This is a genomic window from Thermohahella caldifontis (assembly GCF_041153465.1).
Classification (GTDB): Bacteria; Pseudomonadota; Gammaproteobacteria; order Pseudomonadales; family Oleiphilaceae; genus Thermohahella; species Thermohahella caldifontis.
On record NZ_CP154858.1, the window covers coordinates 1077472 to 1102410 of the forward strand.

Annotated in this window: 26 protein-coding genes and 1 tRNA gene; 16 read left to right on the forward strand and 11 right to left on the reverse strand. The window is 57.4% G+C overall.

Annotated elements, in window-relative coordinates:
* Nucleotides 1-32 precede the first annotated feature (32 nt).
* Nucleotides 33-278: a sulfurtransferase TusA gene (gene tusA / locus AAIA72_RS05215; protein ID WP_369602364.1), complete on the reverse strand. Its 246-nt coding sequence runs from the start codon at nucleotides 276-278 to the stop codon at nucleotides 33-35.
* A 44-nt stretch (nucleotides 279-322) separates the two neighbouring features.
* Here tusA and AAIA72_RS05220 point away from each other — a divergent pair, with 44 nt between their 5' ends.
* Both AAIA72_RS05220 and AAIA72_RS05225 read left to right on the forward strand, forming a co-directional pair.
* The gene (locus tag AAIA72_RS05220) at nucleotides 323-607 is read left to right on the forward strand and encodes an antibiotic biosynthesis monooxygenase (protein ID WP_369602365.1); all 285 of its coding nucleotides are present in this window, start codon (nucleotides 323-325) and stop codon (nucleotides 605-607) included.
* 8 nt (nucleotides 608-615) lie between these two features.
* On the forward strand, nucleotides 616-1971 hold the full coding sequence (locus AAIA72_RS05225; protein ID WP_369602366.1) for a methyl-accepting chemotaxis protein: 1356 nt from the start codon (nucleotides 616-618) through the stop codon (nucleotides 1969-1971).
* Here AAIA72_RS05225 and AAIA72_RS05230 read toward each other — a convergent pair.
* A complete protein-coding gene (locus AAIA72_RS05230; protein ID WP_369602367.1) occupies nucleotides 1901-2578 on the reverse strand; it encodes an alpha/beta family hydrolase in 678 nt (225 codons plus the stop codon). The genes AAIA72_RS05225 and AAIA72_RS05230 overlap by 71 nt on opposite strands.
* Before the next feature lie 85 nt (nucleotides 2579-2663).
* On the opposite strand from AAIA72_RS05230, the gene AAIA72_RS05235 reads away from it, so the two are divergent.
* From AAIA72_RS05235 to hemN, 11 genes are all read left to right on the forward strand, one after another.
* The gene (locus AAIA72_RS05235) at nucleotides 2664-3383 is read left to right on the forward strand and encodes a helix-turn-helix domain-containing protein (protein ID WP_369602368.1); all 720 of its coding nucleotides are present in this window, start codon (nucleotides 2664-2666) and stop codon (nucleotides 3381-3383) included.
* Nucleotides 3384-3643: 260 nt separating this feature from the next.
* Entirely contained in the window at nucleotides 3644-5071 is a 1428-nt protein-coding gene (gene ccoN, locus AAIA72_RS05240; protein WP_369602369.1) for a cytochrome-c oxidase, cbb3-type subunit I, read from the forward strand.
* Nucleotides 5072-5084: 13 nt separating this feature from the next.
* Nucleotides 5085-5693: a cytochrome-c oxidase, cbb3-type subunit II gene (gene ccoO / locus AAIA72_RS05245; RefSeq protein ID WP_369602370.1), complete on the forward strand. Its 609-nt coding sequence runs from the start codon at nucleotides 5085-5087 to the stop codon at nucleotides 5691-5693.
* Between the two features lie 5 nt (nucleotides 5694-5698).
* The gene (locus AAIA72_RS05250) at nucleotides 5699-5875 is read left to right on the forward strand and encodes a cbb3-type cytochrome oxidase subunit 3 (RefSeq protein ID WP_369602371.1); all 177 of its coding nucleotides are present in this window, start codon (nucleotides 5699-5701) and stop codon (nucleotides 5873-5875) included.
* Between the two features lies 1 nt (nucleotide 5876).
* Nucleotides 5877-6770 carry a cytochrome-c oxidase, cbb3-type subunit III gene (gene ccoP / locus AAIA72_RS05255; protein WP_369602372.1) on the forward strand — a complete coding sequence of 298 codons (894 nt, stop codon included), beginning with the start codon at nucleotides 5877-5879 and terminating at the stop codon, nucleotides 6768-6770.
* Nucleotides 6771-6855: 85 nt separating this feature from the next.
* The gene (gene ccoG / locus AAIA72_RS05260; RefSeq protein ID WP_369602373.1) at nucleotides 6856-8277 is read left to right on the forward strand and encodes a cytochrome c oxidase accessory protein CcoG; all 1422 of its coding nucleotides are present in this window, start codon (nucleotides 6856-6858) and stop codon (nucleotides 8275-8277) included.
* Nucleotides 8277-8792, forward strand: coding sequence for a FixH family protein (locus tag AAIA72_RS05265; RefSeq protein ID WP_369602374.1), 516 nt, complete (start codon nucleotides 8277-8279; stop codon nucleotides 8790-8792). Before ccoG ends, AAIA72_RS05265 begins: the two co-directional genes overlap by 1 nt.
* Nucleotides 8789-11191 (forward strand): heavy metal translocating P-type ATPase, encoded by a 2403-nt coding sequence (locus AAIA72_RS05270; RefSeq protein ID WP_369602375.1) that lies wholly within the window; start codon nucleotides 8789-8791, stop codon nucleotides 11189-11191. Before AAIA72_RS05265 ends, AAIA72_RS05270 begins: the two co-directional genes overlap by 4 nt.
* Nucleotides 11192-11196: 5 nt before the next feature.
* Entirely contained in the window at nucleotides 11197-11394 is a 198-nt protein-coding gene (gene ccoS, locus AAIA72_RS05275) for a cbb3-type cytochrome oxidase assembly protein CcoS (protein WP_369602376.1), read from the forward strand.
* Nucleotides 11387-12031, forward strand: a complete 645-nt coding sequence (locus tag AAIA72_RS05280) for a sulfite exporter TauE/SafE family protein (protein ID WP_369602377.1) — start codon at nucleotides 11387-11389, stop codon at nucleotides 12029-12031. The genes ccoS and AAIA72_RS05280 overlap by 8 nt, the downstream gene beginning before the upstream one ends.
* Before the next feature lie 111 nt (nucleotides 12032-12142).
* On the forward strand, nucleotides 12143-13522 hold the full coding sequence (gene hemN / locus AAIA72_RS05285; RefSeq protein ID WP_369602378.1) for an oxygen-independent coproporphyrinogen III oxidase: 1380 nt from the start codon (nucleotides 12143-12145) through the stop codon (nucleotides 13520-13522).
* Between the two features lie 54 nt (nucleotides 13523-13576).
* Here hemN and ttcA read toward each other — a convergent pair whose 3' ends face one another.
* Nucleotides 13577-14431 carry a tRNA 2-thiocytidine(32) synthetase TtcA gene (gene ttcA, locus AAIA72_RS05290; protein ID WP_369602379.1) on the reverse strand — a complete coding sequence of 285 codons (855 nt, stop codon included), beginning with the start codon at nucleotides 14429-14431 and terminating at the stop codon, nucleotides 13577-13579.
* A 168-nt stretch (nucleotides 14432-14599) separates the two neighbouring features.
* On the opposite strand from ttcA, the gene AAIA72_RS05295 reads away from it, so the two are divergent.
* On the forward strand, nucleotides 14600-15280 hold the full coding sequence (locus AAIA72_RS05295; RefSeq protein WP_369602380.1) for a TetR/AcrR family transcriptional regulator: 681 nt from the start codon (nucleotides 14600-14602) through the stop codon (nucleotides 15278-15280).
* Here the strand turns inward: AAIA72_RS05295 and AAIA72_RS05300 are convergent.
* Nucleotides 15203-16015 carry a DUF547 domain-containing protein gene (locus AAIA72_RS05300; protein ID WP_369602381.1) on the reverse strand — a complete coding sequence of 271 codons (813 nt, stop codon included), beginning with the start codon at nucleotides 16013-16015 and terminating at the stop codon, nucleotides 15203-15205. The two genes, AAIA72_RS05295 and AAIA72_RS05300, sit on opposite strands and share 78 nt — an antisense overlap.
* On the opposite strand from AAIA72_RS05300, the gene AAIA72_RS05305 reads away from it, so the two are divergent.
* Both AAIA72_RS05305 and AAIA72_RS05310 read left to right on the forward strand, forming a co-directional pair.
* Nucleotides 16014-16673, forward strand: a complete 660-nt coding sequence (locus AAIA72_RS05305; protein ID WP_369602382.1) for a DNA-J related domain-containing protein — start codon at nucleotides 16014-16016, stop codon at nucleotides 16671-16673. The two genes, AAIA72_RS05300 and AAIA72_RS05305, sit on opposite strands and share 2 nt — an antisense overlap.
* Nucleotides 16670-17665 (forward strand): polysaccharide deacetylase family protein, encoded by a 996-nt coding sequence (locus AAIA72_RS05310; RefSeq protein WP_369602383.1) that lies wholly within the window; start codon nucleotides 16670-16672, stop codon nucleotides 17663-17665. The genes AAIA72_RS05305 and AAIA72_RS05310 overlap by 4 nt, the downstream gene beginning before the upstream one ends.
* A gap of 90 nt (nucleotides 17666-17755) precedes the next feature.
* Here the strand turns inward: AAIA72_RS05310 and AAIA72_RS05315 are convergent, their stop codons facing one another.
* From AAIA72_RS05315 to AAIA72_RS05345, 7 genes are all read right to left on the reverse strand, one after another.
* On the reverse strand, nucleotides 17756-18928 hold the full coding sequence (locus tag AAIA72_RS05315) for a MalM family protein (RefSeq protein WP_369602384.1): 1173 nt from the start codon (nucleotides 18926-18928) through the stop codon (nucleotides 17756-17758).
* Complete coding sequence (locus AAIA72_RS05320; protein ID WP_369602385.1) at nucleotides 18928-20484, reverse strand: OmpP1/FadL family transporter; 1557 nt, start codon at nucleotides 20482-20484, stop codon at nucleotides 18928-18930. Before AAIA72_RS05320 ends, AAIA72_RS05315 begins: the two co-directional genes overlap by 1 nt.
* A 75-nt stretch (nucleotides 20485-20559) precedes the next feature.
* Complete coding sequence (locus AAIA72_RS05325; protein WP_369602386.1) at nucleotides 20560-21567, reverse strand: transporter; 1008 nt, start codon at nucleotides 21565-21567, stop codon at nucleotides 20560-20562.
* A 24-nt stretch (nucleotides 21568-21591) separates the two neighbouring features.
* Nucleotides 21592-22398 (reverse strand): C39 family peptidase, encoded by an 807-nt coding sequence (locus tag AAIA72_RS05330; protein ID WP_369602387.1) that lies wholly within the window; start codon nucleotides 22396-22398, stop codon nucleotides 21592-21594.
* A gap of 189 nt (nucleotides 22399-22587) precedes the next feature.
* Nucleotides 22588-24441: a SurA N-terminal domain-containing protein gene (locus AAIA72_RS05335; protein WP_369602388.1), complete on the reverse strand. Its 1854-nt coding sequence runs from the start codon at nucleotides 24439-24441 to the stop codon at nucleotides 22588-22590.
* Between the two features lie 69 nt (nucleotides 24442-24510).
* Nucleotides 24511-24587 (reverse strand) — tRNA-Asp (locus AAIA72_RS05340).
* A gap of 22 nt (nucleotides 24588-24609) precedes the next feature.
* Entirely contained in the window at nucleotides 24610-24882 is a 273-nt protein-coding gene (locus AAIA72_RS05345) for an HU family DNA-binding protein (protein ID WP_369602389.1), read from the reverse strand.
* Between the last annotated feature and the right edge of the window lie 57 nt (nucleotides 24883-24939).

The following is a 24939-nucleotide window of genomic DNA, read 5'->3' on the forward strand; positions in this document are numbered from 1 at the left end:
GCGCTTACGTTGTCACGGGTTCTGCCGGACGCTCAGGAGCCTGCCTGCTTGCGAATGTGGTAATAATAGATGGCATCCCGCTCTTCGCTGAGCAACAGCTCATGACCGAGGAACTGGCAGAATCTGGGAATATCACGCTTTGTGGACGGGTCGGTGGCACGGACTTCCAGCACCGCACCCACTTTCATGTCCATCACACGGTTGTGCAACAACATCACGGGCTCCGGACAGTAGAGTCCGGTTGCGTCCATGACTTCATCAACGGCATACTCCGACATCGTCTACACTTACTACCAGTCACTTTCGGGGAGCCTTATTGTATATGATTCGGGTGATTATTGAACGCCAGATTGCCGAAGATCTGGAGCAGCCCTACCAGCAGGCCGTGAGGCAGATGATTCAGTACACCGTTCGGGTGCCCGGATTCCTCTCCGGAGAGACCTTCCGGGATATCCGCAATCCGCGCCACCGTTACGTCATTTCCAACTGGCGTTCACTGGAGGATTTTGAGCGCTGGTGGCATTCGGCTGACCGCAAACGCATGATGACGGACCTTCAGCCCTTTCTGGACGGGCCGGAAAAAGTCCACATCCTTGAACATGCCTGAGGCTGCTCGTGCTGCTTTACTTTGAAAACGGCGTTGTTCGCGACATCGTCAAGCCCGGGGATCCCGATTGTAACGTCGAAAAGGGGCGTTCCGTCCGCACCCTGCTTCCGGCAGACACCCCTGACGACCTGCAGCGCGCCTGGCACGATGCCCTTGACCAACAGCGCCCGCTGTGTCTCGTCATCAAGCCATCCGGGCAAGCACCGCTTCAGACCTGGAGTTACTACCCCGGTGACACAGCCGGTTCCGGCTGGATCGCGGCCGAACCGGCCACGACCCAACAGCAGCACCGTCTGCAGGTCTGGCAGGATCAGTCCCGGCCGCCTCACCCGCTGCGCCTGAAAAACCGGATCGCCCACACCCTGCTTGCATTCAGCCCTGCCCTCCTCGCCTCATTTCTTGTCAGCGTCATCCCGCCGCCCTGGACCTGGCCGGCTGCACTTCTGCCTGCACTGGGACTGGCATTCGGCGTCGCCGGTTATCTGAGCCGGCCGGCACGCATTCTGAGGGAGACAGTGCTGAAATCCGGTGCTTCCGATATGGCTACTTATTTCGCTGTCGGCAGACTCGGCCCCACTGCCGAATTGCTCGCCCGTTTCCGCCATGAACAACAATGGATGAAGCGGCTGACTGCTGCCTGCAGACACCAGACTGCTCACTGCACATCCCTGCTGAGCACCTGCGAGCAGGAGAAAAGCGCCCTCGAGGACGAACTCCGGTCTCTGAGGGAGAAGCTCCGGACATACGAAGACACCTTTCGAGAGATCCTTGCCAATCTGCACGCAGAGACCGGTGAATGTGCTGTCACCGAGAACCCGATACCCAATCTCTCCATCGCGGATCATGAAGAAGTCATTCTCGGCGATCTCTCCCGGCTGAACGACGGGCTGACTGCAATCCTTGCTGCACAACATGAAACCCGGGAACAGACGCTGGCACTGATCCGCAACATTGGCGAAATCGCTGCCCAGATCAATCTGATCGCACTGAATGCAGCCATCGAAGCTGCCCGTGCCGGAGATGCCGGGCGCGGCTTTGCCGTGGTTGCAGACGAAGTGAGAGCCCTGGCGCAACGTACACAGGACACACTCACCGCGAGCCAGCTGTCCACAGATGACACCAGCCTGCACGCCGCACGGGACTGGTCTCAGCAGGTGGAACAACTCAAGGCCCGGATTTCCGTCAGCCTTGATCAATCAAGGACCGCATTGACACAGATGCAGTCCATCATCGCCACCCTCAGCACAAGCGTTGACAGGCTCGAGACCAGAGAACAGCAACTCCGTCGGCAGCTCATTCCGCTGGTTGCCAACTCCTCGCGTCCGGAGCCGGGCGCCTGGCACAGCGAAGAACAAAATCGCTGAGCGCTTTTGCCGCCGCCTCGAGATTATCCTCATGCGTACGACCCGATGACTTTCTCGGCATCAGATCGTGATTGCCATCCTCAATCCACACCAGTCCGACATTGGCAGGCAACCAGGATGCCACCGGCTCCCGGGCCGAACCAAAGGGATCCCGGGTGCCCTGGATGACCAATCCCGGAAGGCGGCATGCCGCCATATGCTCAGTACGCAACCTGTCCGGTTTGCCCGGAGGATGAAAGGGGTAACCCAGCGCTGCCCATCCACAAGGATGAACCCCGAATTCCCCCGCTGCGGCCGCAAGCAGGCTGGCCATTCGCCCGCCCATGGATTTTCCGGCGACAATCACCGGATGACCGACCGGGACAGACCGCACAGCGTCCGCAAAAGCGTTGAGCAGTTTCGGCGCCCGGTCAGGGGGTGCCTTGCAGCCTTCCGTCCTGCGCCGGGCCATATAAGGAAATTCAAATCGCAACACCGTCAGGCCCAAGTCGGAAAGCCGGCCGGCCATCGTCGTCATGAACGGACTGTCCATGGGGGCGCCGGCACCATGGGCAAGCACAACCACCGGCTGTCCATCCAGCCATTTTCCATCCTTCAACGTGAACAAAATGTGCTCCAATAGATTTTTGTCAATTCTGACATATCACAGATGTGGCAACATAACCGAAACACCTTGATCCAGGAGTCGTCAGATGGCACCCGTTTACCCCTCGAGCCAGCGCAAGATCGAATGCAGGGACTGCGCCCTGTACGAACTCTGTGAACCGGTGGCTGCCGGCCCGCAGATTCTCGACCTGATCGAACCCCGGATCCGCAAGGATATCACGCTTGATGCAGGCGAGCAGCTCACGCAGGAAGAGCAGCCCGCAGACTTTTTCTATGCGGTCACGACTGGCTCGTTCAAGCTCGTGAACCAGACCCTGTCCGGCCAGCAGGTCACCGGATTTCTCTTTCCCGGCGATCTCATTGGCCATGAGGCCCAGCACAGAGGGCAATACGGAGCCACCGCCATTGCGCTGGAACCTTCTCGCGTGTGCGGCCTGTCCATTGAAGACTTGCGCCATATTCTGGGCAATGTGCACCCCATCTATCAGCGCCTGATCAACCTCTATGCCCGCCATGCCTACCTTCAGTTCCGCCAGACCCGACTGATCATGCCCCGCACCAGCGCCGCAGGCAAACTGGGTGCCTTCCTCTTCGATCTTCATCTTCGTGCGTCCGAACGCGGTTTCGACGGCCTGCATCTGCGCCTGCCCATGAATCGTGCCGACATCGCCAGCTTTCTGGGGCTGACACAGGAAACCCTCAGCCGAGTGTTTACGCGCCTGAAACGCGACGGTGTGCTTGAGGTCAGCGCCAAGCACATCCGCATCCTGAACCTGGAAAGCCTGCAGCGTCTTGCCGCGGAATAGCCCCTGAAGCAGAGATCTGCTTCAGGATGCGATGCTGATTTGACGTACATCAAACCCGCAGGACGCAGATGCGCGATAATTGGCCAGGCAGCAGGTTCAAAGTTGACTTTGGTCAGGCAGGAAGCCTATCCTACGCGCGGCCTGAGTTCGGGCCCCGCATCCCAATAACCACAATAAATGTCAGGCTTTGAACTCTGCGCTACACTGTCGAAGAGCAGCTGGCTCACTACTTCAACCAAACCGGGTATGGAAGTCAATCGATGAACACAGCAAGTGCAACTGAAACCTACAACTACAAGGTGGTGCGTCAGTTCGCCATAATGACTGTGGTGTGGGGCATTGTCGGCATGGCCGTTGGTGTCCTCATTGCCGCTCAGCTCGTATGGCCCGAACTGAACACCCAGTATCCCTGGTTCCACTTCGGACGCCTGCGTCCTCTGCACACCAATGCGGTCATTTTTGCATTCGGTGGCTGCGCCCTCTTTGCCACGTCCTACTATGTGGTACAGCGTACCTGTCAGACCCGTCTGTTCTCGGACACGCTGGCAAGCTTCACCTTCTGGGGCTGGCAGGCCATCATTGTCGCCGCAGCCATTACGCTGCCACTGGGCCTGACCTCAGCCAAGGAGTACGCTGAGCTGGAATGGCCGATTGACATCGCCATCACCATCGTCTGGGTTGCTTACGCCATCGTATTTTTCGGCACGGTTGCCAAGCGCAAGACCAAGCATATCTACGTGGCCAACTGGTTTTATGGTGCCTTCATTCTGACGGTTGCCGTTCTGCATCTGGGTAACAGTGCTGCGCTGCCGGTTTCCGCCTGGAAGTCCTATTCCGTCTATGCAGGAGCAGTGGATGCCATGGTTCAATGGTGGTACGGACACAATGCCGTGGGCTTCTTCCTGACAGCCGGCTTCCTGGGCATGATGTACTACTTCGTTCCCAAGCAGGCCGAGCGCCCGGTTTACAGCTATCGCCTGTCCATTGTCCACTTCTGGGCCCTGATCGCCACATACATCTGGGCCGGCCCGCACCACCTGCACTACTCCGCCCTGCCTGACTGGGCACAGAGCGCCGGCATGGTCATGTCTCTCATCCTTCTCGCACCCTCCTGGGGTGGCATGATCAACGGCATGATGACCCTGTCCGGCGCCTGGCACAAGCTGCGCACGGATCCGATCCTGCGTTTCCTGGTGGTCTCCCTGTCCTTCTACGGCATGTCCACCTTTGAAGGGCCGATGATGTCCATCAAGACCGTCAACGCCCTGTCTCACGATACGGACTGGACAATCGGGCATGTTCATTCCGGCGCACTGGGTTGGGTGGCCATGGTTTCCATCGGCTCCATCTACCACCTCATCCCGCGCCTCTTCGGTCTGCGCGAAATGTACAGCGTCAGTCTCATCAATGTTCACTTCTGGCTGTCCACTATTGGTACCGTCCTGTATATCGCCTCCATGTGGGTCAACGGCATCATGCAGGGTCTGATGTGGCGCGCCGTGAATGCTGACGGCACACTGACCTACTCCTTTGTGGAAGCGCTGAAGAACAGCTACCCCGGTTACACGGTACGGGTGTTGGGTGGTGCAATCTTCCTGGCCGGCATGCTGATCATGGCCTACAACGTCTGGAAAACGGTACGCCAGCGTGACGCCATTGCAGCCGATAACGTACCTGTAGCAGCCTGAGGGAGGACACACCATGAATCATGAAGTGATTGAGAAAAAACTCCCGCTGATGATCCTGCTCACGCTGATCGTGATCAGCTTTGGTGCACTGGTCGAGATCGTGCCCCTGTTCTTCCTCAAGAGCACGACAGAGCCGGTGGAGGGGCTGAAGCCGCTGTCGGCTCTCGAGCTGGAAGGCCGGGACATTTACATCCGGGAAGGCTGCCATGTCTGCCACACCCAGATGATTCGTCCCTTCCGTGCCGAAACCGAGCGCTATGGTCACTATTCGGTAGCGGGCGAGTTCGTGTATGACCACCCGTTTCTGTGGGGCTCCAAGCGCACCGGCCCGGATCTGGCCCGGGTTGGCGGCAGGTACAGCGATGCCTGGCACCGGGCGCACCTGTATAATCCGCGTGACGTGGTACCCGAATCCAACATGCCGGCATTCCCGTGGCTGTTCCGGAACAAGCTGGATGGCAAGTACACTGCTGCCAAGATGGAAACCCTGCGCAAGCTGGGCGTGCCCTACACCGACGAGCAGATTGAAAATGCCCGTTCAGAGGTGGAAGGCAAGTACGAAATCGAAGCACTGGTGGCCTATCTGCAACAGCTGGGTACAGTCATCACCAACAAACGGTAACCGGTATGGACATCAATACACTGCGCGGCATTATCACGATCCTCGTCATGATCACCTTTATCGGGCTGGTCATCTGGGCCTGGTCCAAGCGGAACAAGGCCGACTTCGACGAGGCAGCTCAGTTGCCCTTTGCGGACGAGGAGCTGGCCGCGCGGTCCACCCAAAAAGCGGAGAACGAATAACATGAGCACGTTCTGGAGCCTGTGGATCACCGTGATCACACTGGGCGTCATCTTCGGATGCGCCTGGCTTCTCTGGGTTACACGCAAGAGCCAGAAGTTTGATTCCGAAACGGATCAGACCATGGGCCACGCGTTTGACGGTATTGAGGAATATGACAATCCACTGCCCAAGTGGTGGCTGTTCCTGTTCATTGGTACCATCGTATTTGCCCTGACCTATCTGACACTTTACCCGGGCCTGGGTAACTGGAAAGGGCTGTTGGGCTGGTCTTCCGCCGGCCAGTGGGAAAAGGAGGTTCAGGAAGCCGAAGCCAAATACGGCCCCCTGTATGCATCCTTTGCAGAAAAGCCCATCGAAGCACTGCAAAATGATGCCCAGGCGCTCGATATTGGTCGCCGCCTGTTCCTCAACAACTGCGCCGTCTGTCATGGCTCCAATGCCCGCGGCGGTCTGGGTTTCCCCAATCTGACCGACAATGACTGGCTCTATGGCGGCACGCCGGATCGCATCGTGGAAACCATCACCAACGGCCGCAATGCCATGATGCCGGCCTGGGGAGAAGTGCTCGGTGAAGACGGCGTGAAAAACGTGGCGGCTTATGTCCTGTCACTCAGCGGTCGTGAGGTGGATGCTGAACGCGCAGCCAAGGGCAAGGAAATCTTCCAGACCAACTGTGCAGCCTGCCACGGTGCAGACGGCAAAGGCAATCAGATGGTGGGTGCACCCAATCTGACCGACGATGTCTGGCTCTATGGCGGCACGGAGCAACTGGTAGAGCAGTCTATCCGCCATGGCCGTCAGGGCAAGATGCCCGCCTTCAGGGAGCGTCTGGGCGACGACAAGATCCACCTGGTCGCCGCTTACGTGTATAGCCTGAGCAGCAAGAAGCAATAAGGTATCCGGATGGGCGGCATCGCCGCCCATCTTTTGATACCATCTATTCCTATATTGTCATACTGAATATGAAAGCAGGTGCGCCATGGGCAGTAAATTTCCGGTCAAGAATGTCACTCAGGACAAGCCCGCCTCCCAAACCATTGAGCTGTATGAAAGCCGCAAGCGGATTTACCCCAAGGAAGTGAAGGGGCGCTTCCAGCGTATCCGGACCGTGACCCTCTGGATGCTGATGGCCGCCTATTTCGGATTCCTGTGGATCCCTTTTGAAGGCCAGCAGCTGATCTACTTTGATCTGCCCCACAGGCAGTTCCACCTCTTTGGCACCACATTCTGGCCCCAGGATTTCTACCTGCTGGCGTTGCTGCTCATTACCGCAGCCTTTGGCCTGTTTTTCGTGACCACGCTTTTCGGACGCATCTGGTGCGGTTACACCTGTCCGCAAACCGCCTGGACCTTCATTTTCATGTGGATCGACGAACGCGTGGAAGGCAGCCGCAACCAGCGGATCAAGCTGGATGTGGCGCCCTGGACAACCGAAAAGATCCTGAAGAAATCCGTCAAGCATGGCCTGTGGTTATTTGTCGCCTTCTGGACAGCGGTTACCTTCGTTGGCTATTTCTACCCCATCCGGGAGCTGATTCCGGATCTCTTCACACTCAACGCAGATTCCGGCTGGGCATACTTCTGGGTCTTCTTCTTTACCGCTGCGACTTACATCAATGCGGGCTGGATGCGCGAGCAGGTCTGCCTCTACATGTGCCCCTATGCCCGCTTCCAGTCCGTGATGTACGATCAGGACACCTGGGCGGTCTCCTATGACTACAACCGCGGCGAGCCACGGGGCAAGCGCAAGAAAGGTGTCGATCACAAGGCCCTGGGCCTGGGTGACTGTGTGGACTGTACCCAGTGCGTACAGGTCTGTCCCACGGGTATCGACATTCGGGATGGTCTGCAATACGAATGCATCGGCTGCGCGCTCTGTATTGACGCCTGCGATGAAATCATGGACAAGATGGGCTACCCGCGCGGCCTGATCCGTTACTCGACCGAGCACGAGCTGGAAGGCAAGCAAACACACGTTTTCCGGCTCAAGTCGGTCGGTTATGGTCTGGCCATGCTGACCATGATCGGCGCCATTATATTCCTGCTCGGACACCGTGTGCCCATTGATGCTGAGGCGATCCGCGATCGTGGTCAACTGTTCCAGACAAGTACGCGCGGTTATATTGAAAATGCCTATACACTCAAACTGGCCAACATGGATACGCATCCACACAAATTCAAAGTTGAAGTGAGCGGAATCCCGGGTGCTGAACTGGTTGGAGACTCGGTATTTGAGATCAATGCATCTTCTGTTCGAGAGATTCCTGTCACGGTAGAAGTACCACCCGAGTCACTTGAAAACAGCCGCTATGAGATTGAATTCGTCATTACTGCCGTTGACAATCCAAAACTGACAAAAGAAATTGATAGCCGCTTTATCGGCCCCACACGAGGTTATTGATGACATCTTCATCCACCACATCACGCCCATGGTACAGGGAATCCTGGGCGTGGTTTCTGATCATCATGCTCTGCTCTTCATTTGTCGTGGGCGGCATCCTGCTCTACTTCGCCGTGAACGGACAGGACTCTCTGGTCCGGGATGATTACTACAAGGCCGGCCTGGCCATCAACACGCAGCTTGAAAAAGACAAGACGGCCCGTGCACTCGGTCTGACATCCAGAATCGAATTCAAGCCGGACCAGTCCATCCGGATCTGGCTGTCCGGTACGCCGGCATTTGTTGCGCCCGAGTTCCTGAAGCTGGTACTGATCCATCCGACGCTGGCCGGCCGGGATCAGGACCTTCGTCTCATGAAACAGCCCGACGGCTCGTACCTGGGCATTCTCCACGAGCCGGTAACCGGCAAGTGGCATCTGGACCTGCGTGATCCCGAAGAGCACTGGCGACTCAAAACGGAAGCCAACCTGAGCCAGCCCACCACAATTCAACTGGATCCACCAGCCGCTCCGTGAAGTCATTCACCTGCGATCACTGTGGCGGTACCGGCACCGCCACCCCGGTGTGTGAAGCTTTCAGCGATGGTATTGAGCGGAAATTCTGCTGCCACGGCTGTGCCGCCGTTGCCCGCCTGATCCATGAGGATGGTCTGGACGCCTTCTATCGCTTCCGGGACAAACCGCTCCAACGTCCCGAACTGCTGGACGAAGGCGAACGCGCCAGCTATCAGCTCTATGCCGATCCGGACATACAGATCCGCCTGAGTCGACCGGGCTCCTCCCCGGGCACACGGGAAATTGAACTGATCATCCGCGGTATCACCTGTGCCGCATGCACGTGGCTGATTGAACAACATCTGAAAAAACTGAGCGGCGTGGAAGAGGTGTGGGTCAACGGCACCACCCACCGGGCGCTGGTTCAGTGGCATCCGGATCAGATTACGCTGGCTGACCTTCTCCTTGGTCTGCGTGCGCTGGGTTACGAAGCACTTCCCTATTCTCCCGCCGAGGCGGAAAAGCAGGCGGCTGAAAACCGCAGGCAACAGCTCTTTCGCATGGGACTCGCCGGCATCGGTGCCATGCAGAACATGATGCTGGCCGTGCCCACCTATTTTGCGCTTCAGCCAGACGAATCCTTTTACGACCTGTTCCGATGGCTGGGCCTTCTGATCACCCTCCCCGTCCTGCTTTACTCTGCCCGCCCCTTCTACGTCAATGCCCTGCGTGATCTCAGGGCACGGCATCTGACGATGGATGTGCCGGTTGCACTGGCCCTGACACTGGCCTTTGGCGCCAGCACCTGGGTACTCGTCAGCGGGGGTACCCACACCTATTTTGATTCGGTCTGCATGTTCACCTTTTTCCTGCTGGTGAGCAAAAGCATCGAGCAGGGTATCCAGCACCGGGCATTGGTCACGCTCAATGAGGTCGCACATCAGCCACCCCGGTACATTGAAGTCCTGGACAGCCCATCGCGCTGGAAAGCGGTGGATCAGCTCGTACCCGGAGACCACATCCGGGTTCCTGCCGGCGCAGCCGTCCCCGTGGATGGTGTGGCCCTGAGCGAAGGTCAGATTGATGAAGCCATGATGACCGGAGAATTCCTGCCGCGCGAGATCACCGCCGGAGAGCAAGTGCTGGCCGGAAGCCTCGTTTGCCACACGGCCCTGACGCTCGAAGTGACGCGAGAACGGGACGAATCCCAGCTTGCGGTACTGGAACAGCTGGCTGCCCGGGCACAATCGGGCAAGACCAGAATGGTGCGCATGGCTGACCGTGTGGCGGCACTGTTTGTGGGCCGGCTTCTCATTCTGACCGTCCTGGTGGGGGCGGGCTGGCTCTGGTATGACCCGACACGCGCTTTCGATGTCATCCTGTCGCTTCTGGTCATCACCTGCCCGTGTGCACTATCCCTCTCCATCCCCGCGGCACAATCGGCCGGGCTGGCCAGCCTCAGGCGTGCAGGCGTGCTGATCGTGAAACCCGACGCATTGGACCGCCTGCCTGAGATTCGGGTGGCCGCATTCGACAAGACGGGCACCCTCACCCACGGGCGTTTCAGTTGCACCGCCATACATTGCCTGGCACCGGATATTACGGAAAACATGGCGTTAAGCCATGCCGCCGCACTGGAAGCGCACAGTAGTCACCCTGTTGCCAGAGCCTTTGCCGGAGCCGGTTCGGACACTTCGCCGCCATTTGATCAAGTCCGTGTCTGGCCGTCGGCCGGCGTCGAAGGCTGGCTGGACGGTGACTGCTACCGTATTGGCTCGCCTGACTTCACACTGGATGATCCCGCCATGGTCTCCGGATACGGCGACGGGTTGCCCATAGTGCTCAGCCGCAATCGCCAGCCTCTGGCCGTGTTCGTCTTGTCGGACGCACTGCGTGACGATGCCGTGGACACCCTGGCAACGCTCAGATCCCGCCATCACCTGAAAACCGTACTGCTTACCGGGGATGGCTCCACGCATGCCCGTCAGCTGGCCCGACAACTGCCGCTGGATGAGGCCCGCTTCGGATTGTCGCCGGAAGACAAGCTCGAAACGGTGGCCCGGTTGCGCAGGGCGCACGGCCCGGTACTGATGGTCGGTGACGGCCTTAACGACGCCCCCGTGCTGTCTGGTGCCGATGTCTCGGTTGCCATGAGCGAGGGGGCGGATCTGGCCAAAGTCAGTGCTGACTGCCTGCTCCTGACCCACTCCCTGAGTCGTGTGACACGCCTTGTCGATACGGCATTTCGCATTCGCCGTACCGCCAGACAAAACATTGCCTGGGCAATCGGTTATAATGTGATGGCCATACCCGTTGCCGCACTGGGCTGGGTGACCCCCTGGATTGCGGCCCTGGGCATGTCCCTGTCCTCACTTGTGGTGGTCATCAACGCCAGCCGGCTCTCACGCCTGAAAGAGTAAATGCCATGGAAGTTCTGTATCTGCTGATTCCCATCTCCATCATTCTGGTAACCATCGGGGTGCTGCTGTTCAGGTGGGCGGTACGCTCCGGGCAATATGATGACCTGGACACGGCAGGTCACAGCATACTCTTCGATGATGACATGCCGGCCAAATCCGGCACCAAGGCTGAACCGAAGCGGCCTTCCGGCAACGATGACTGAACAGCTGGTCTCTGCAATGCTCATCGGATTGCTTGGCAGTCCTCACTGTCTGGGCATGTGCGGCGGGCTGGCTGCCCTGGCCGCCTCCCGGGATCACCCTCACCCGCTGGCCCGGACCTGCCTGCTCCATGGATCCCGGCTGCTCAGTTATGCGACGCTCGGACTGGCCGGCGGCTTTCTGGGGGCATCACTTCAGTTCTCGCCCCTTGCGGCCAGTGTGGCACGTGGGCTTGCAGGCATCATGCTCATCCTGATGGGCCTGTATCTTTCCGGCTGGTGGCAGGGACTCCGCCATCTGGAGCGCATCGGCGGGCAGATCTGGCAGCGCATTCGCCCCAGGGGGCGCACTGGCACCTGGCGCCACACGCTGCTCCTTGGCCTGAGCTGGGGGCTGCTACCGTGCGGACTGGTGTACAGCACCCTCATCTGGTCCGTGGCGCTGGGTGATCCACACACATCACCCGCCGTCATGCTCGCATTCGGAGTGGGCACGCTGCCCTCCATGATGGGCGCATCCCTTTTCAGCGTTTCACTGCGCCGGTTTCTGGCCAGAAAAGGCGTCCGCCTTGCCGGTGCATTCATTCTGGTGCTTTCGGGCATCTGGACACTCCTGTTCCCGATTGCGAATACCCTGTAAACGTGCCTCATGCCCGTGAAAAAATCCGGCGATGTCACGTTGTTGACATATATCAAACGTCATGCCGGACCGATGCCCTAGAATAGTCCCCAACGACCTGGGAGAGACACTGTGAGCACACTCTATTTTGATGAAGCCCTGATCCGCAAATACGATCTCCAGGGCCCCCGCTATACGTCCTACCCGACTGCCGTGGAGTTCTCCGAAACCTTTTCGGAAGAAGATTACCGCAAGGCTGCGGCGGACAGTGTGGCCGCAGGACGCCCTCTGTCCCTCTACATGCACATTCCCTTCTGCGCCCGACTCTGTTACTACTGTGCCTGCAACAAGATCATCACCAAGCGGCGCGAGAAGGCCGAACCCTATCTGCACCGCCTGTACCGTGAAATTGCCTGGCAAGCCCGGCATTTCGCCGGCGATCGCCAGGTCGAGCAACTGCACTGGGGCGGCGGTACACCCACCTTCATTTCACCCGAACAGATGCGGGAGCTGATGAAGGTTACGCGTGAGCATTTCAGGCTGAGGGATGATGACAAGGGGGATTATTCGATTGAACTGGATCCCCGGGAAGTCGACGACGAAACCCTGGAAACGCTGCGCGAGATCGGCTTCAACCGGGTCAGCCTGGGTGTTCAGGACTTCAACGAAAAGGTTCAGAAGGCGGTGAATCGCATTCAGAGCCGGGAGCTGACACTCTCCGTTCTGAACAAGGCCAGGGCGCTGGGCTTCCGCTCCATCAATCTGGATCTGATTTACGGCCTGCCCTTCCAGACGCCCGAAAGTTTCGCAGAAACGGTGGACACGGTACTGGAATTTGCGCCCGACCGATTGTCCGTATTCAACTACGCCCACCTGCCGGAACGCTTCATGCCCCAGCGGCGCATCCAGGCAGAAGACCTGCCCAGTCCGCGTGACAAGCTCACCATACTTGAACAAACCATCGAAAAGCTGGTTGACGCGGGCTACGTTTTTATCGGCATGGATCACTTTGCCAAGGCAGATGACGAGCTGGCCGTGGCACAGTCCAAAGGGGAACTGCACCGCAACTTCCAGGGCTACACCACACACGGCAACTGCGATCTCGTGGCCATGGGCGTCTCTTCAATCAGCATGATGGATCGTCACTACTATCAGAACTTCCACGACATGGAGGGCTACGAGGCGGCCATGGACGAAGGTCGCACGCCCATCAAGCGTGGCGTCATACTCAATGACGATGATGTGCTGAGACGAGCCGTGATCATGCAACTAATCTGCAATTTCACCCTGGACAAAAAGGCGATCAGCACGACGTTCGGGATTGATTTTGACACCTATTTCGCGCCGGAACTGGACATCCTGTCCGGCATGGAAAAAGATGGCCTGGTGTCACTGTCCGCGAACGAGATCCGCGTGCATGACAGCGGCCGTCTGCTGATCCGGGGCATTTGCAAGACCTTTGACGCATACCTGCCCAAGGCGGAACAGAAGAAATTTTCAAGGATCATCTGATACGAATCAGGCTGCCCCGGATACGTTGGGCAGCCTGACTCAGCACACGGCCTCTCAGATGTTGAGCACGGAGATGACATCCGGCTCGCGCGTGGCCGGATCCACCTCAAGTGACTGGAAGTCATACAGTTTGGTGTCGCACAGATGTGACGGCACCACATTCTGCAGTGCCCGGGCCATGTTTTCCACCCTGCCCGGGAAGCGCCTTTCCCAGTCCTGAATCATCGCCTTGATGGCCTGCCTCTGCAGATCCTCCTGCGAGCCGCAGAGATTGCAGGGAATGATGGGAAACTGACGGTACTTCGCATAGCGGGCAATATCCTTCTCCCGGCAATAGGCCAACGGGCGGATCACCACGTTGCGGCCATCATCGCTGCGCAACTTGGGCGGCATGGCCTTGAGTTTTCCACCATAGAACATATTGAGGAACAGGGTTTCCAGGATGTCGTCCTGATGATGGCCCAGCGCAATCTTGTTGCACTTCTGCTCCACCGCAAAGTCATACAGAATACCCCGGCGCAGCCGACTGCACAGACCACAGGTGGTCTTGCCTTCCGGAACCTTTTCCTTCACCACGCTGTAGGTATCACGCTCAAGGATATAATGTTCGACGCCAATGGAGGACAGGTATCCCGGCAGCACATCCTCGGGAAATCCGGGCTGCTTCTGATCCAGGTTGACTGCAATCAGATCAAAACGAATGGGGGCATGTTTCTGCAGGTTGAGCAGGATATCCAGCATGACATAGGAATCCTTGCCGCCTGACAGGCAGCACATGATCCTGTCCCCCTCCTCGATCATGCCGAAATCCGCAATGGCACGTCCCACATTGCGGCGCAGCAGTTTCTGCAGCTTGTTCAGTTCCAGCTTGTCCTTTTTCAGTCGGGCTTCTGTTTCGACATCACTCATGATCGGCCTCCGGAAAACGGTCAGGCATTATACACAAGGCCGCCACGGGACTGTATGGGTAAAAATCCTGTTGTACGGGTTCACACTCATAGCATGACACCCTGTCCTTTTTTGGTATAATCGTGCAACATAAAATCACATAAAACGACTTGCTTCAGAGAGGACAGGATGCCCACGACCAAATCCGCGACCGTTGCCCCGCTGGGAAAACGCGATCAGAACCGACTGCGCAACCGTCAGGCCATACTGGATGCTGCCAAGGCCTGCTTTCTGGAAAAACCCTACACCGAGGTCAGCGTTCGCGACATCATTCGCCGCACCGATCTGGCAGCAGGGACCTTCTACAACTATTTCACCGACAAGGCCTCCATATTCCGGGCCCTCGTGGATGACTATCTTTCTTCACTGAACGAACGCCTGCACCACATCCGTCGCAATGCCACCTCCATGCCGGATATGGTCCGTCAGGCCTACGTGGCCCTGTTTTCCACCATCCAGGAAAACCCGGCCCTGTTTCAGATCATCCGCCAGAACGAAGCCACACTGAACGAAATCTACCAGTCCTCCATGATGGGTCTCAATCGTGAAAGTCTGAAGCGGGATCTGGAAGATGCCCGCCAGAGAGGACTGCTGCCACAGGATACGGATATTGATTATCTGGCCGCCTGTTTTTCGGGGTGGCCTATGAAATGGGCATTGCCTTTGCCCACCGGCCCAGTGCCAAGCCCGAAGACGCCGCGGATTTTGCCATGCGTCTGTTCCTTAACGGCCTCAACGCACTGGCCACTCATTGAGCGACCAGTCATAGTCATAGCGGATATTCCCCTGCCTGGCTGCGTCCTCCAGTGACGCAGCATCGCCCGGGCGCTTCAGGGACAGGTGGCGAATGACACCCGCTTTGCCACCAAAGTCCTCCGCGTACCAATCATAAATGGAGGACAGGATCCAGTTGTCCCCTTCCCGGCGAGCTGACTTGGGCAGCGCAAGAAAATCCGCTTCTGCAGAAGCCAGTTGCGCATCAATCCGGCTGCCCTCCCAGGCTTCGGGCTTCAGATTGGGGCACCCCACACTCGCACAGTTCACGGCATAGTGAATCCGGTAGTCTTTCCAGAGCGGCCTCAGGATACGGTGTTCGATGTCATTGAGCGTCAGCGTCTGGCCTGCAACCCGGGTAACGGGATCATCCCACGGACCGAAACTGAACCACCCCTTTCCCAGCTTCGTTATGCTTTCCAGAGGGTAGTTATTCAGGATCAGCTGGACGGTCAGAGCATTGTAGAGGTTGATCCAGTACGCTTGCGCATCATCCCGGCTGAGCCGCCGGGGATCGGTCCCGGTCAGCATCCCGATATAGACATCCAGACGGTTCCTGTCCTCATCCGTGACCTCCGCATAGCGCACCCTTACCGTTCCGGACGCATCCCTGATCAGATATTTTTTCAGCCAGGCATCCCAGCTGCTATGATTGATCTGAACCAGCGAAGCCGGCTGGAAATGATCAAAATAATCCCAATATTCAGATTTGGGCGCACCGAAGGCCAACTGACTGATCAAACCCAACAGGAACACCCATACAATTCTCATGTCTTCATCTCCCGGTTCATCCATACATTCGCCCCATCAGACCACTGACAGCGGTGATGGTTCCCCGTTTGCCTGGTTATGCCGATCGCTCAGGCAGGCGCTCACTGAATTGATCCGTGCGGATGCCCCACCGGTGCGCGAGTACGACCTCATCCGCACGCTCAGTGACGAGCCCTGGCACCTGTTCCGGAAAAACGCCCTTGGTGAGCCTCTCAGCCTGTTTCAGACCCACTTTCTGCTCTTCCACGTCCTCCATCAGCTCAGACAGGAATGGGCAACAGCCAGGAAAGGCTGGCTGATCATTGATCCGCTCGGAATCAGATTGCTACCCTGGTCGAATGTACCGCCCCCGGAGCAAACCCAGGTTGTGGCGCGTGATCCGCTGGCAGATTATTACCTGAACATTGAGCATCTTTTCAACACGTCCGAAGCCGATGTCAAAGCCATGCTTGATCATTTCTTTCGAAGGCTGCTCCATCCGGAGCAAAGAGAACAGGCACTGGCGACACTGGGGCTGCCACCTGACTGCCGGGACAAGGCACTCATGCAAAAACGCTACCGCTCACTGGCCATGAAACACCATCCCGACCGGGGTGGCGATGCCAGCACGTTTCAGGCCATCCAGTCTGCCTGGACCTACCTCAGGTCACTGCCATGACCGGATTTGCCGCCCGAGTAATGCTGCTGCTTGGTGTACTGCTGTCTCCCCTGTCGGGACGGGGAGCAGTCATACTGATGTACCACCATGTTTCGGACGACACGCCACCCGCCACCAGCATTTCACCTGACCTGTTCGAAAAGCACCTTGAATGGATCGAAGCATCCGGCTTGCCCGTCATGCCTTTAACGACCCTGCTGGACCGGACACTGAACCGGGGCGAAGAGGTGGAGGGCGTTGCCATCACCTTCGACGACGGGTATGCAAACGTCTTCACACAAGCGTTTCCAAGGCTGCGCGCTCGTGGCTGGCCATTCACCGTCTTCATTAATCCGGCACGCGTGGGAATCTCTTCAATCTACGCGGACTGGGCGGCGCTTCAGGCCATGCATGACTATGGTGCCCTCATCGCCAACCACACCCGGGATCACCCTCACTTGGTCAATCTTGATGCTGCGGCAATACGCCATACCATTGAGCGCGCCCAGGCTGACATCGAAGCGCGATTCGGCAAGACACCCAGGCTTCTGGCATACCCTTACGGAGAACGCTCCCTGGCGACGGACCAGGTACTCAAGGCACTGGGGTTTCTGGGCCTGTCCCAGCATTCAGGGGCGGTATCTCCCGAAACCTCACCGCTGGATATCCCCCGCTTCCCCATGAACAACCATTACGGCCAGGAAAAAGACTTCAGGCTCAGGCTTCTGACCCGGGCCCTGCCCTGGCAGCCGGACGCGACAGATCCTCTCGTCCGGACAGGTGAAATCCCGGTGCTCAGATTCAGTCTGAGTGACACGATTGGTGCAAGGCTCAACTGCTTTGCAGAGGGTGAACGTATTCCGGTGATCCGGATCGGTTCAGGGCGCTGGCAGACAGCCACCGAGCACGCCTTCAGACAAAGGCGCTTCAAATACACCTGCACGGCGCCGGAATCCCGAAAGCGCTTTTACTGGTCTTCCTGGCTGTGGATCCGGCCGGAATTACCGGAGTAGATCGCAGGAATCCGTACGTCTCCATTCCAGTCGCGCAAGCGCCCACAATCACGCGCTCCGCATCAACCGCCGAAGACGGACATCAAAAACTTACCGCACGGCCAGGAAGTGGAGATCACCGATCCGCCCATGTCGCACAACGATCGGCTCTTCCGACAAACCGATGGTGACGGTCTGGCGCACCAGATCCGCATCATCCATGAAGACAACCAGATGCCTTTCACCCGGTGCGAGAGCGATGTACCCCTCGATGAAGGCATGCCGGAACCATGTTCTGGGCTCATAACGATAAACCACGTCACGCAAAACGCGGACCGGTCGGAAGTCCTTGTCCAGCGTGACCAACGTGGGATAGACCGCTTTCTTGCCGACAAAGGTACGTACCCGATATATCGTCCCTTCAGTGCTTTCCGGCAGCGTAATCAGACGAAAAGGCGTTTCACTGCCCAACAGCCTTGTGACGGGCTCGTCCCGCTCGAAACGGATCAGCAGCTCCGGATCGTCCCCCGGCATCTCCAGGTGATTGAACGTAACGTCCGTCAGCGCCTTGCAACACCCGGCTGCCAGATCAGCCGGAACGGGTTCAGTACGCGCCAGAATGACCGGCTCTTCTTCGCGCACTTTCGGTGGGGACTTGTCTTCCTCTACCGCAGGTAGCGGATCTGAGCGAATCTGGCCGGTGGCATCCACCCAGGTCATGAATCGCGGGCGGTCCTTGCGGGAAAAGCCTCGCGCTTCCAGCGCGGCAGCATCCTCATAGACCTCACCATCCAGAAAATAAGTGCCTTCCGGCCCCGGTTTCAACGCCTGCTTCGCGGAGGCACCCGCCGCCCCGGGTGAAACGTCAGCCCCGGCAATCCCGGATGCCACCCCGGCTCCTTCTGCATCTTCATTGGGTTTCTGAGTACCGTCCTGGGGTTTCTGGTCCCGCGCCACATCACCGGAAATGGCCTTCTCTGCAGGCGCAGCCTGGCGTGGCGCTACAGCCCCGGCCGAAGCCTGGGGTGTTGATTCTACCCGTTGTGCAGGATCGGCAGGCACCACCTGCGTCTCCGGAGCACCCGCCGCGTCCTGCGCCTGAGCAGCACCCGGTTCATCTGCTGACTGCCCCCCTGCATCCAGAGATTCCGGATCAGTCTCCCTGATGACCGTGTGGCGTATGTGGCCGTTCTCGTCCACCCAAGTGAAGATGCGTTCACGTGCAGCGGCAACCTGCGCCAACACACTCACCAGACACACACACAATACAATCCGGTTTCGCATCAGAAACTCGTCCGGAACGACAGCCCGAGAATGATAATCTTGAGCTTCGTAGTCACATTCAAACCGGCATAGGGGTTGTAGACAATATTCTGCAGATCATCACAGTTCACATTACAACTGGTGCCTGCGGGAATCTGTTCGAACGAGCGCATATACGTCGCCGAAAAACTCACATCCGTATCCCGGCTCCACCGATAGCCCATGCCCAGGCTGTACATATTGGCCCCGCCCAACGGTGCCAGTACATCCCTTCTGTTTTCGGGAATGACGGTATCCCGTATTTCAACTCCCGCACGCAGGTCCACCCGTGAATTGACGTGGAACTCCGCACCAAAGGCCCAGTTCCACACATCATGGTATTCCAGGGGAAGTTTCAGCGTATTGGATGTGGCATTTTCCGGCGCCAGCAGTCGGGCTGCGCCCAGGAACTCCAGATTGCGGTCAAATTCCAGCTTGAACGCGTCCCAGACGCTGTAGTCTGTCCAGCCCACGTCCACGTTCAGCGTCAGCTTGGGATGGACATCCACGCTGATACCGGTCTGGAAGTGCTGCGGATAACGCAGGTGCATGGTGACATTGCCCGCTTCGCGGGGGACACCGGAAGGCAGACTGAAGATGGCCGCAGAGATGGCGCCGAAAATGGAACCATTGAAGGACTGCCAGAAACCGGCCCAGTCGGGGGTATAGTTCAGTTCGAACGTCCCCTTCATATTCATCTTGCCTTCCGACTGATAGCTTGCCCCCCATCGGAACCAGGGGGTAGGCTGCCAGATCACACCAACATTGTAGGTGGGTGACAGTGTTTCCTGCAGCTCCAGATGCAGGCCACCAATATCATCCCAGGGACCGATATTACCGCCACACAGCCCCAGAAAAGGTGCCAGCGGTTCCCGGCCGGACTCACAGTTGAAGGCGTCCTGCAGAATTTCCACGACCCCGAGCATCATGTTGGGGGCACGCATGTACTGATCCAGCGCCAGCGCCTGATAGGAGAAGTTGATGCCGAGTCCGACCTTCCACTCATCGTTGATCTCGTACCCGAAAGTGGGCGAAAGATAGGTAATCCGCTCCAGCGCTACGGTTTTGCCGTTGTAACGTGCCGGGTCATTGTTCTTGCGATAGAAGCCTACAAACTGAGGCGCATAAAAGGCATTGGCAAAAGTGAAACGGGAACCCGGCGGATTGATCATGAATCCGCCTGTCGGCAACAATCCAGGCCCTTTCGGCAGGCGCTGCAGGCCCCAGCCAGGGATATAGAGCGCTGCGGTGCGCGTCTTGCTGCGCTCCCCGACAACCGGGTCATTCTTGACGCCGTCAATACCGAAAATGTTGTAGCCTTCAGGCGCCTCGAACGACGCTTCAATATTGAGTGCCGGATTGAGCAGGTTGACTTCCAGCTTGCGCCCCTTGATATAGGCCAGGCCCGCCGGATTATAGTGAATGGAGGAGATTCCCGGCGGGTCGGCTGTCACGGCATTTCCCAGAGACAAGGCCTTCGGATCCACCAGCAGGTTCTGCCCAAGCTGAGCCTGGCTGACACCCGCCAAACCCGACATCAAACTTACAGCCAGTCCGAACCGAAACCACCAGCGTCCCGGGTACATACGTCCTGTCACAGCATGCACTCCTGGTTATTGTTCCTTCAGCCCTTCGATGTTGATGGGAATGGAAAGTCCCACCATCACGTCCGGCGAATCCTCGGTCAGACCGAAGCCCATGTAAGTGGTAATCAGTTTGGTATCGCTGACACGCACCCCCAGAGAAAAGTTGACGGTGGCGCTGAGCGAATCCATGGTGTTCTGCTCACGGCCATCAAGAAACGTCAGTGTCGTCTGATCCGTGAACGAAATCTGATTGGAAATGCTCAGTGACACATCATAAGACAGGGCATAAGAAAAACCTGCCGAAACGGAAAGCGTATTGCCCGGATCCACCTTGACCAGCAGATTACCGCCCCGCACCTGGTTCAGACCGGTTTCCGGGAGGGCCAGCGTGGCCGTGACCGAACCGAAAACGATGACCGGATCCAGCACTTTGGAACCGCTGGCGCCGAAGGAAACCGAGTAGTACCCCGCGCCCGACGCCAACTGTCGTTCCACGTCGATTTCATAGGGGGACACCCCGGTCTTGCTCTTGAGTGTGCCAAAAAACGTATAGGAGGGCTTGCCGGGCACATACGCAAAGGGCTGCCAGCGCAACGTAAAACTGACATCCCCCATATCCGTGTTGACCAGGTTTTTGCTGGACTCGTATTTGACGACCAGTGGCACCCGGGTACTCAGCGTGAGGTTATTGAGCACGCCATAGTCGAAGGTGAAACTGTTGGTAAAGGTATGCTGGGCATCCGGCGTCACATCAAAGTTGCGAATGCTGCCGTTGACGATGTCCACATCCAGGCGCTGATCGCCGAAGTAGCTGTAGTCCAGCCCATAGTTCAGGGACATCTTGCCCTTTTTCAGAAGACTGTAATTCTTCTCCGTTGCCGTAAAGACCTCTTCAAGCTTCTTGGCTTCGTCACCTTCATCCTGCTTGGCCAGAGCCTCCCTCGCCTGATCCACGCTGCTTTTCTCTGCGGCCTGCAACAGGGGCGAGCCCGCACTGCTCAGACCGATCAACCCGAGTAGCACCCAACGTTTCATCCGTTACACCTTTATCCCAAGCTGTTATTGTCGTTTATAACGCAGAACCTTATTGGCATTCTGTATGGTACCGTCTGCGTCGTTTTTCGCCCGCTCAAGCAGGTTGTTGATCCGGTTTTCCACGCCTCGCGTAAAGATCGGAAACTCTCTGTACGCCGCCATGGTAAAGGTTTGTTCGTCCACAAACCGCATGTCTTCTTCTCGCAGTTCAAGCCCGTCAAGCGGCTTGGTATTACCGGGAAAGATGATGAACAGTACGTTGTTATCCCAGTGCTCCTTGAACTGCTCCACCGTAAAGGTGAGGTTGCCCTGGGAAGGGTCAGCCACAAAAACCCGGTCATACTTGATCTTGCGCACCACAACGAAGTGCTTGAATCCACCGTACTTGATCGGCACGATCGCCGGATGATCCAGCTCCTTCAGGTCATCAATCTCAGCCTTGAAGCCACCCGACGGATACCCCAGCGCTGTCACGAAGCGCTTGAAATCCAGCATGGAAAAACCCTTCCTCTGAACGATTTTCTCGGCATCCCCATAGTGCAGCAGCCCTTCCATGACCTGCCGCTCTTCCAGCTTCCGGCCAAGATAGTTTTCCAGAACAATCGTCAGCGCAGCCGATCCACATGAATAGTCATAGGCCTGGCGCGTAATATTGCGGAACCGTTGTTCCGACAGCGGCTCCACCTTGGTATCTGTTCGCAGAAATGCATTGCCCTTGTTGATGCTCTCCTGATAGATCACCACAGACTTGTCCAGTGGCGCTGTCTCCAGGGTTTCATCCGCAATATTGAACGCCAACAGGGCTCCCGTCAGCACGAGCAGTAGAAGCATGACATCCCTTTTTATACATTTGTACAGTAACTTACTGTAACAACAAGATTACCCGAATTATACGAAGCGTAAAGATAACCAGTCCTCAAAAAGTATTTTGCCCGGCTGGCCAGTTTGATCTGCTTCACAAACCAAAAAGCCCTGCGGTTCATCGCAGGGCTTTCCTGAGGCATGAGTCCTCAATCCGGGTCAGAGACGTGTGATCTCTGCACGCGCATTCAGGTCTTCGACCAGAGCACGATAGTCCTGCTGACCAAGACGACTGGCCAGGAAGTTTCTCAGGCCCGCCAGGGTCTTGGCATCCATGCTGGCCGGATCCGGATTCCGGACATCTTCCAGCGCAACGAGCAGATACCCCTGAGGCACTTCAAAACCGGCAACCTTCACACCCTCACCCGCCGGCACCCTGAATGCCCAGGCCACCCAAGGATCCTGGCGCTGATCCGCCCGGCTGACATTTTCCTTGCGAATCCATTCACCTTCCTTCCTGAGCGCCTCCCAGGACTTCTGAGCCAAACCAGCCCCCTCGCTGCGCACCAGTTCGAGCGCTTTCTGCTTGCGCAATTTGGCGACGATCTGATCACGCACTGCCTCCAGGGGCTGAATCTCCTCCGGCTTGATTTCACGCTTGTGCGCAACGAGCGCCCGGTCATTGGAGAGCTCCACAACAGGGCTATTATAGCCATCCACAAGCACTTCATCTGACATCAGCTTCTGGACGACTGCGGGGAGTCCCCATATTCCCGCCCCTCCGCTGCGGGGTACATCGGGTGATGTCTGAACAGGGAGACCCAGCGCTTCGGACACCGGCTTCAGATCATCACTCTTGAAAGCCAGATCGCTCATCTGCTCCATCCTGGCAGCAAACAGCTTGCGTGCCTTCTCCGTCGCAATCTCGTCACGGATCCGGTCTTTTGACTCTTCAAGTGTTGGCGGATTCTGTTTCTGAATCTCATCCAGGCGAATAATGTGGTAACCGAATTCAGTCTTGACGGGCTCAGATATTTCATCCGGCTTCAGACTCCAGAGCACATCCTCGAACTCGGGCACGTAAGTCCCCTTTGCCGCCCAACCCAAGTCACCTCCCGCTTCCGCTGAGCCGGGATCCGCTGATTCCTTCCTGGCCAGTTCGGCAAAATCTGCACCATTTTTCAACTCTTCGTACAATTTTTGAGCCTTCTGTCTGGCAGCCTCTTCACCCTCATCACCAACTTCTACCAGTATATGCGATGCCCGGCGCTGCTCCTTGCCCTGAAAGCTTTTCAGCTCGGTGTTGTAACGCTCTTCAATCTCACTGTCGGTCACCTCAACCTGCTTTTTCAGCTCATCCAATGACAGCAGGAGGTAATCAAACACCACCCGTTCAGGCAAACGGAATTCATCCTGGTGCGCCTTATAGTAGTCTTCCACTTCTGCATCGGTCACGGTTACGTCACCTTCCAGTTCAGACGCATCCAGCAGGCGATAGCTGAAGGTCCGCGTCTGGCGATCAATGCGCAAAATATCCTGAAGCTGCGCATCGGTGATGTAGGCTGACCTCACCACTCCCTCTCGCATCTGATTGATCAGCACCTCCTTGCGCAGCGCTTCTCGGAATTCGAGCGGCGTCATGCCCAGGTTGCGAACAAATGCCAGAAAGGCCTCTTTATCGAACTTGCCATCTCGCTGCGCCTGAGGCAACGTGACGATCAACTGGTCAATCTGGGCCGGAGAGACGGCCATGCCCGCGTCTTCGGAAAACTGCAGCAACACTTCACGACGGATCATGTCTTCGAGCGTCGAGGAGCGCAGCAGATTCTCATCCAGCGCGGCCGGATCGAAGTTTTCACCCATCTGATTGATGACACTTCTTCGCTTCAGCTCCAGAGCACGCTGGAACTCCTTGTCCAGTATCGGCTTTCCATTGACGGTAGCCACTTCCGGCTCACCGCTGAGGCCGCCGACAATGGACTCCACACCAAACAGCGCGAAAGTCACCGCAATGGCGCCTACAATGATCTTGGCCACAATGCCCTGGGCATTGTCCCGCATGTTCTGAAGCATGAAGCCTCCGTTGTCGCTTGCATCAAATACGAAAAAGGCGCTTTGGGTAAAGCGCCTGAACATGTTTCATGGCGGAGCGGACGGGACTTGAACCCGCGACCCCCGGCGTGACAGGCCGGTATTCTGACCAGCTGAACTACCGCTCCGGAAAATTAAAACCGCCGGTGATCAGTTCACCGCATCCTTCAGCGCTTTACCAGCCTTGAAGCCGGGAACCTTGGCCGCGGGGATATTGATCGTCTCACCGGTTTGCGGGTTCCGGCCGGTGCGTGCTGCACGCTCCTTGACCTGGAAAGTACCAAAGCCGATCAGAGTAACCTGATCACCTTTTTTCAGAGCATCGGTAATCGCTTCAAGTGCCGCATCCAGCGCACGGCCAGCCGCAGCCTTTGAAATGTCTGCAGACGCAGCAATCGCATCGATCAGTTCGGACTTGTTCACACTAAACCCCTTAATTCACTTTTAATTGGACTTACTGACGGGTGACGAGTAGCCGAT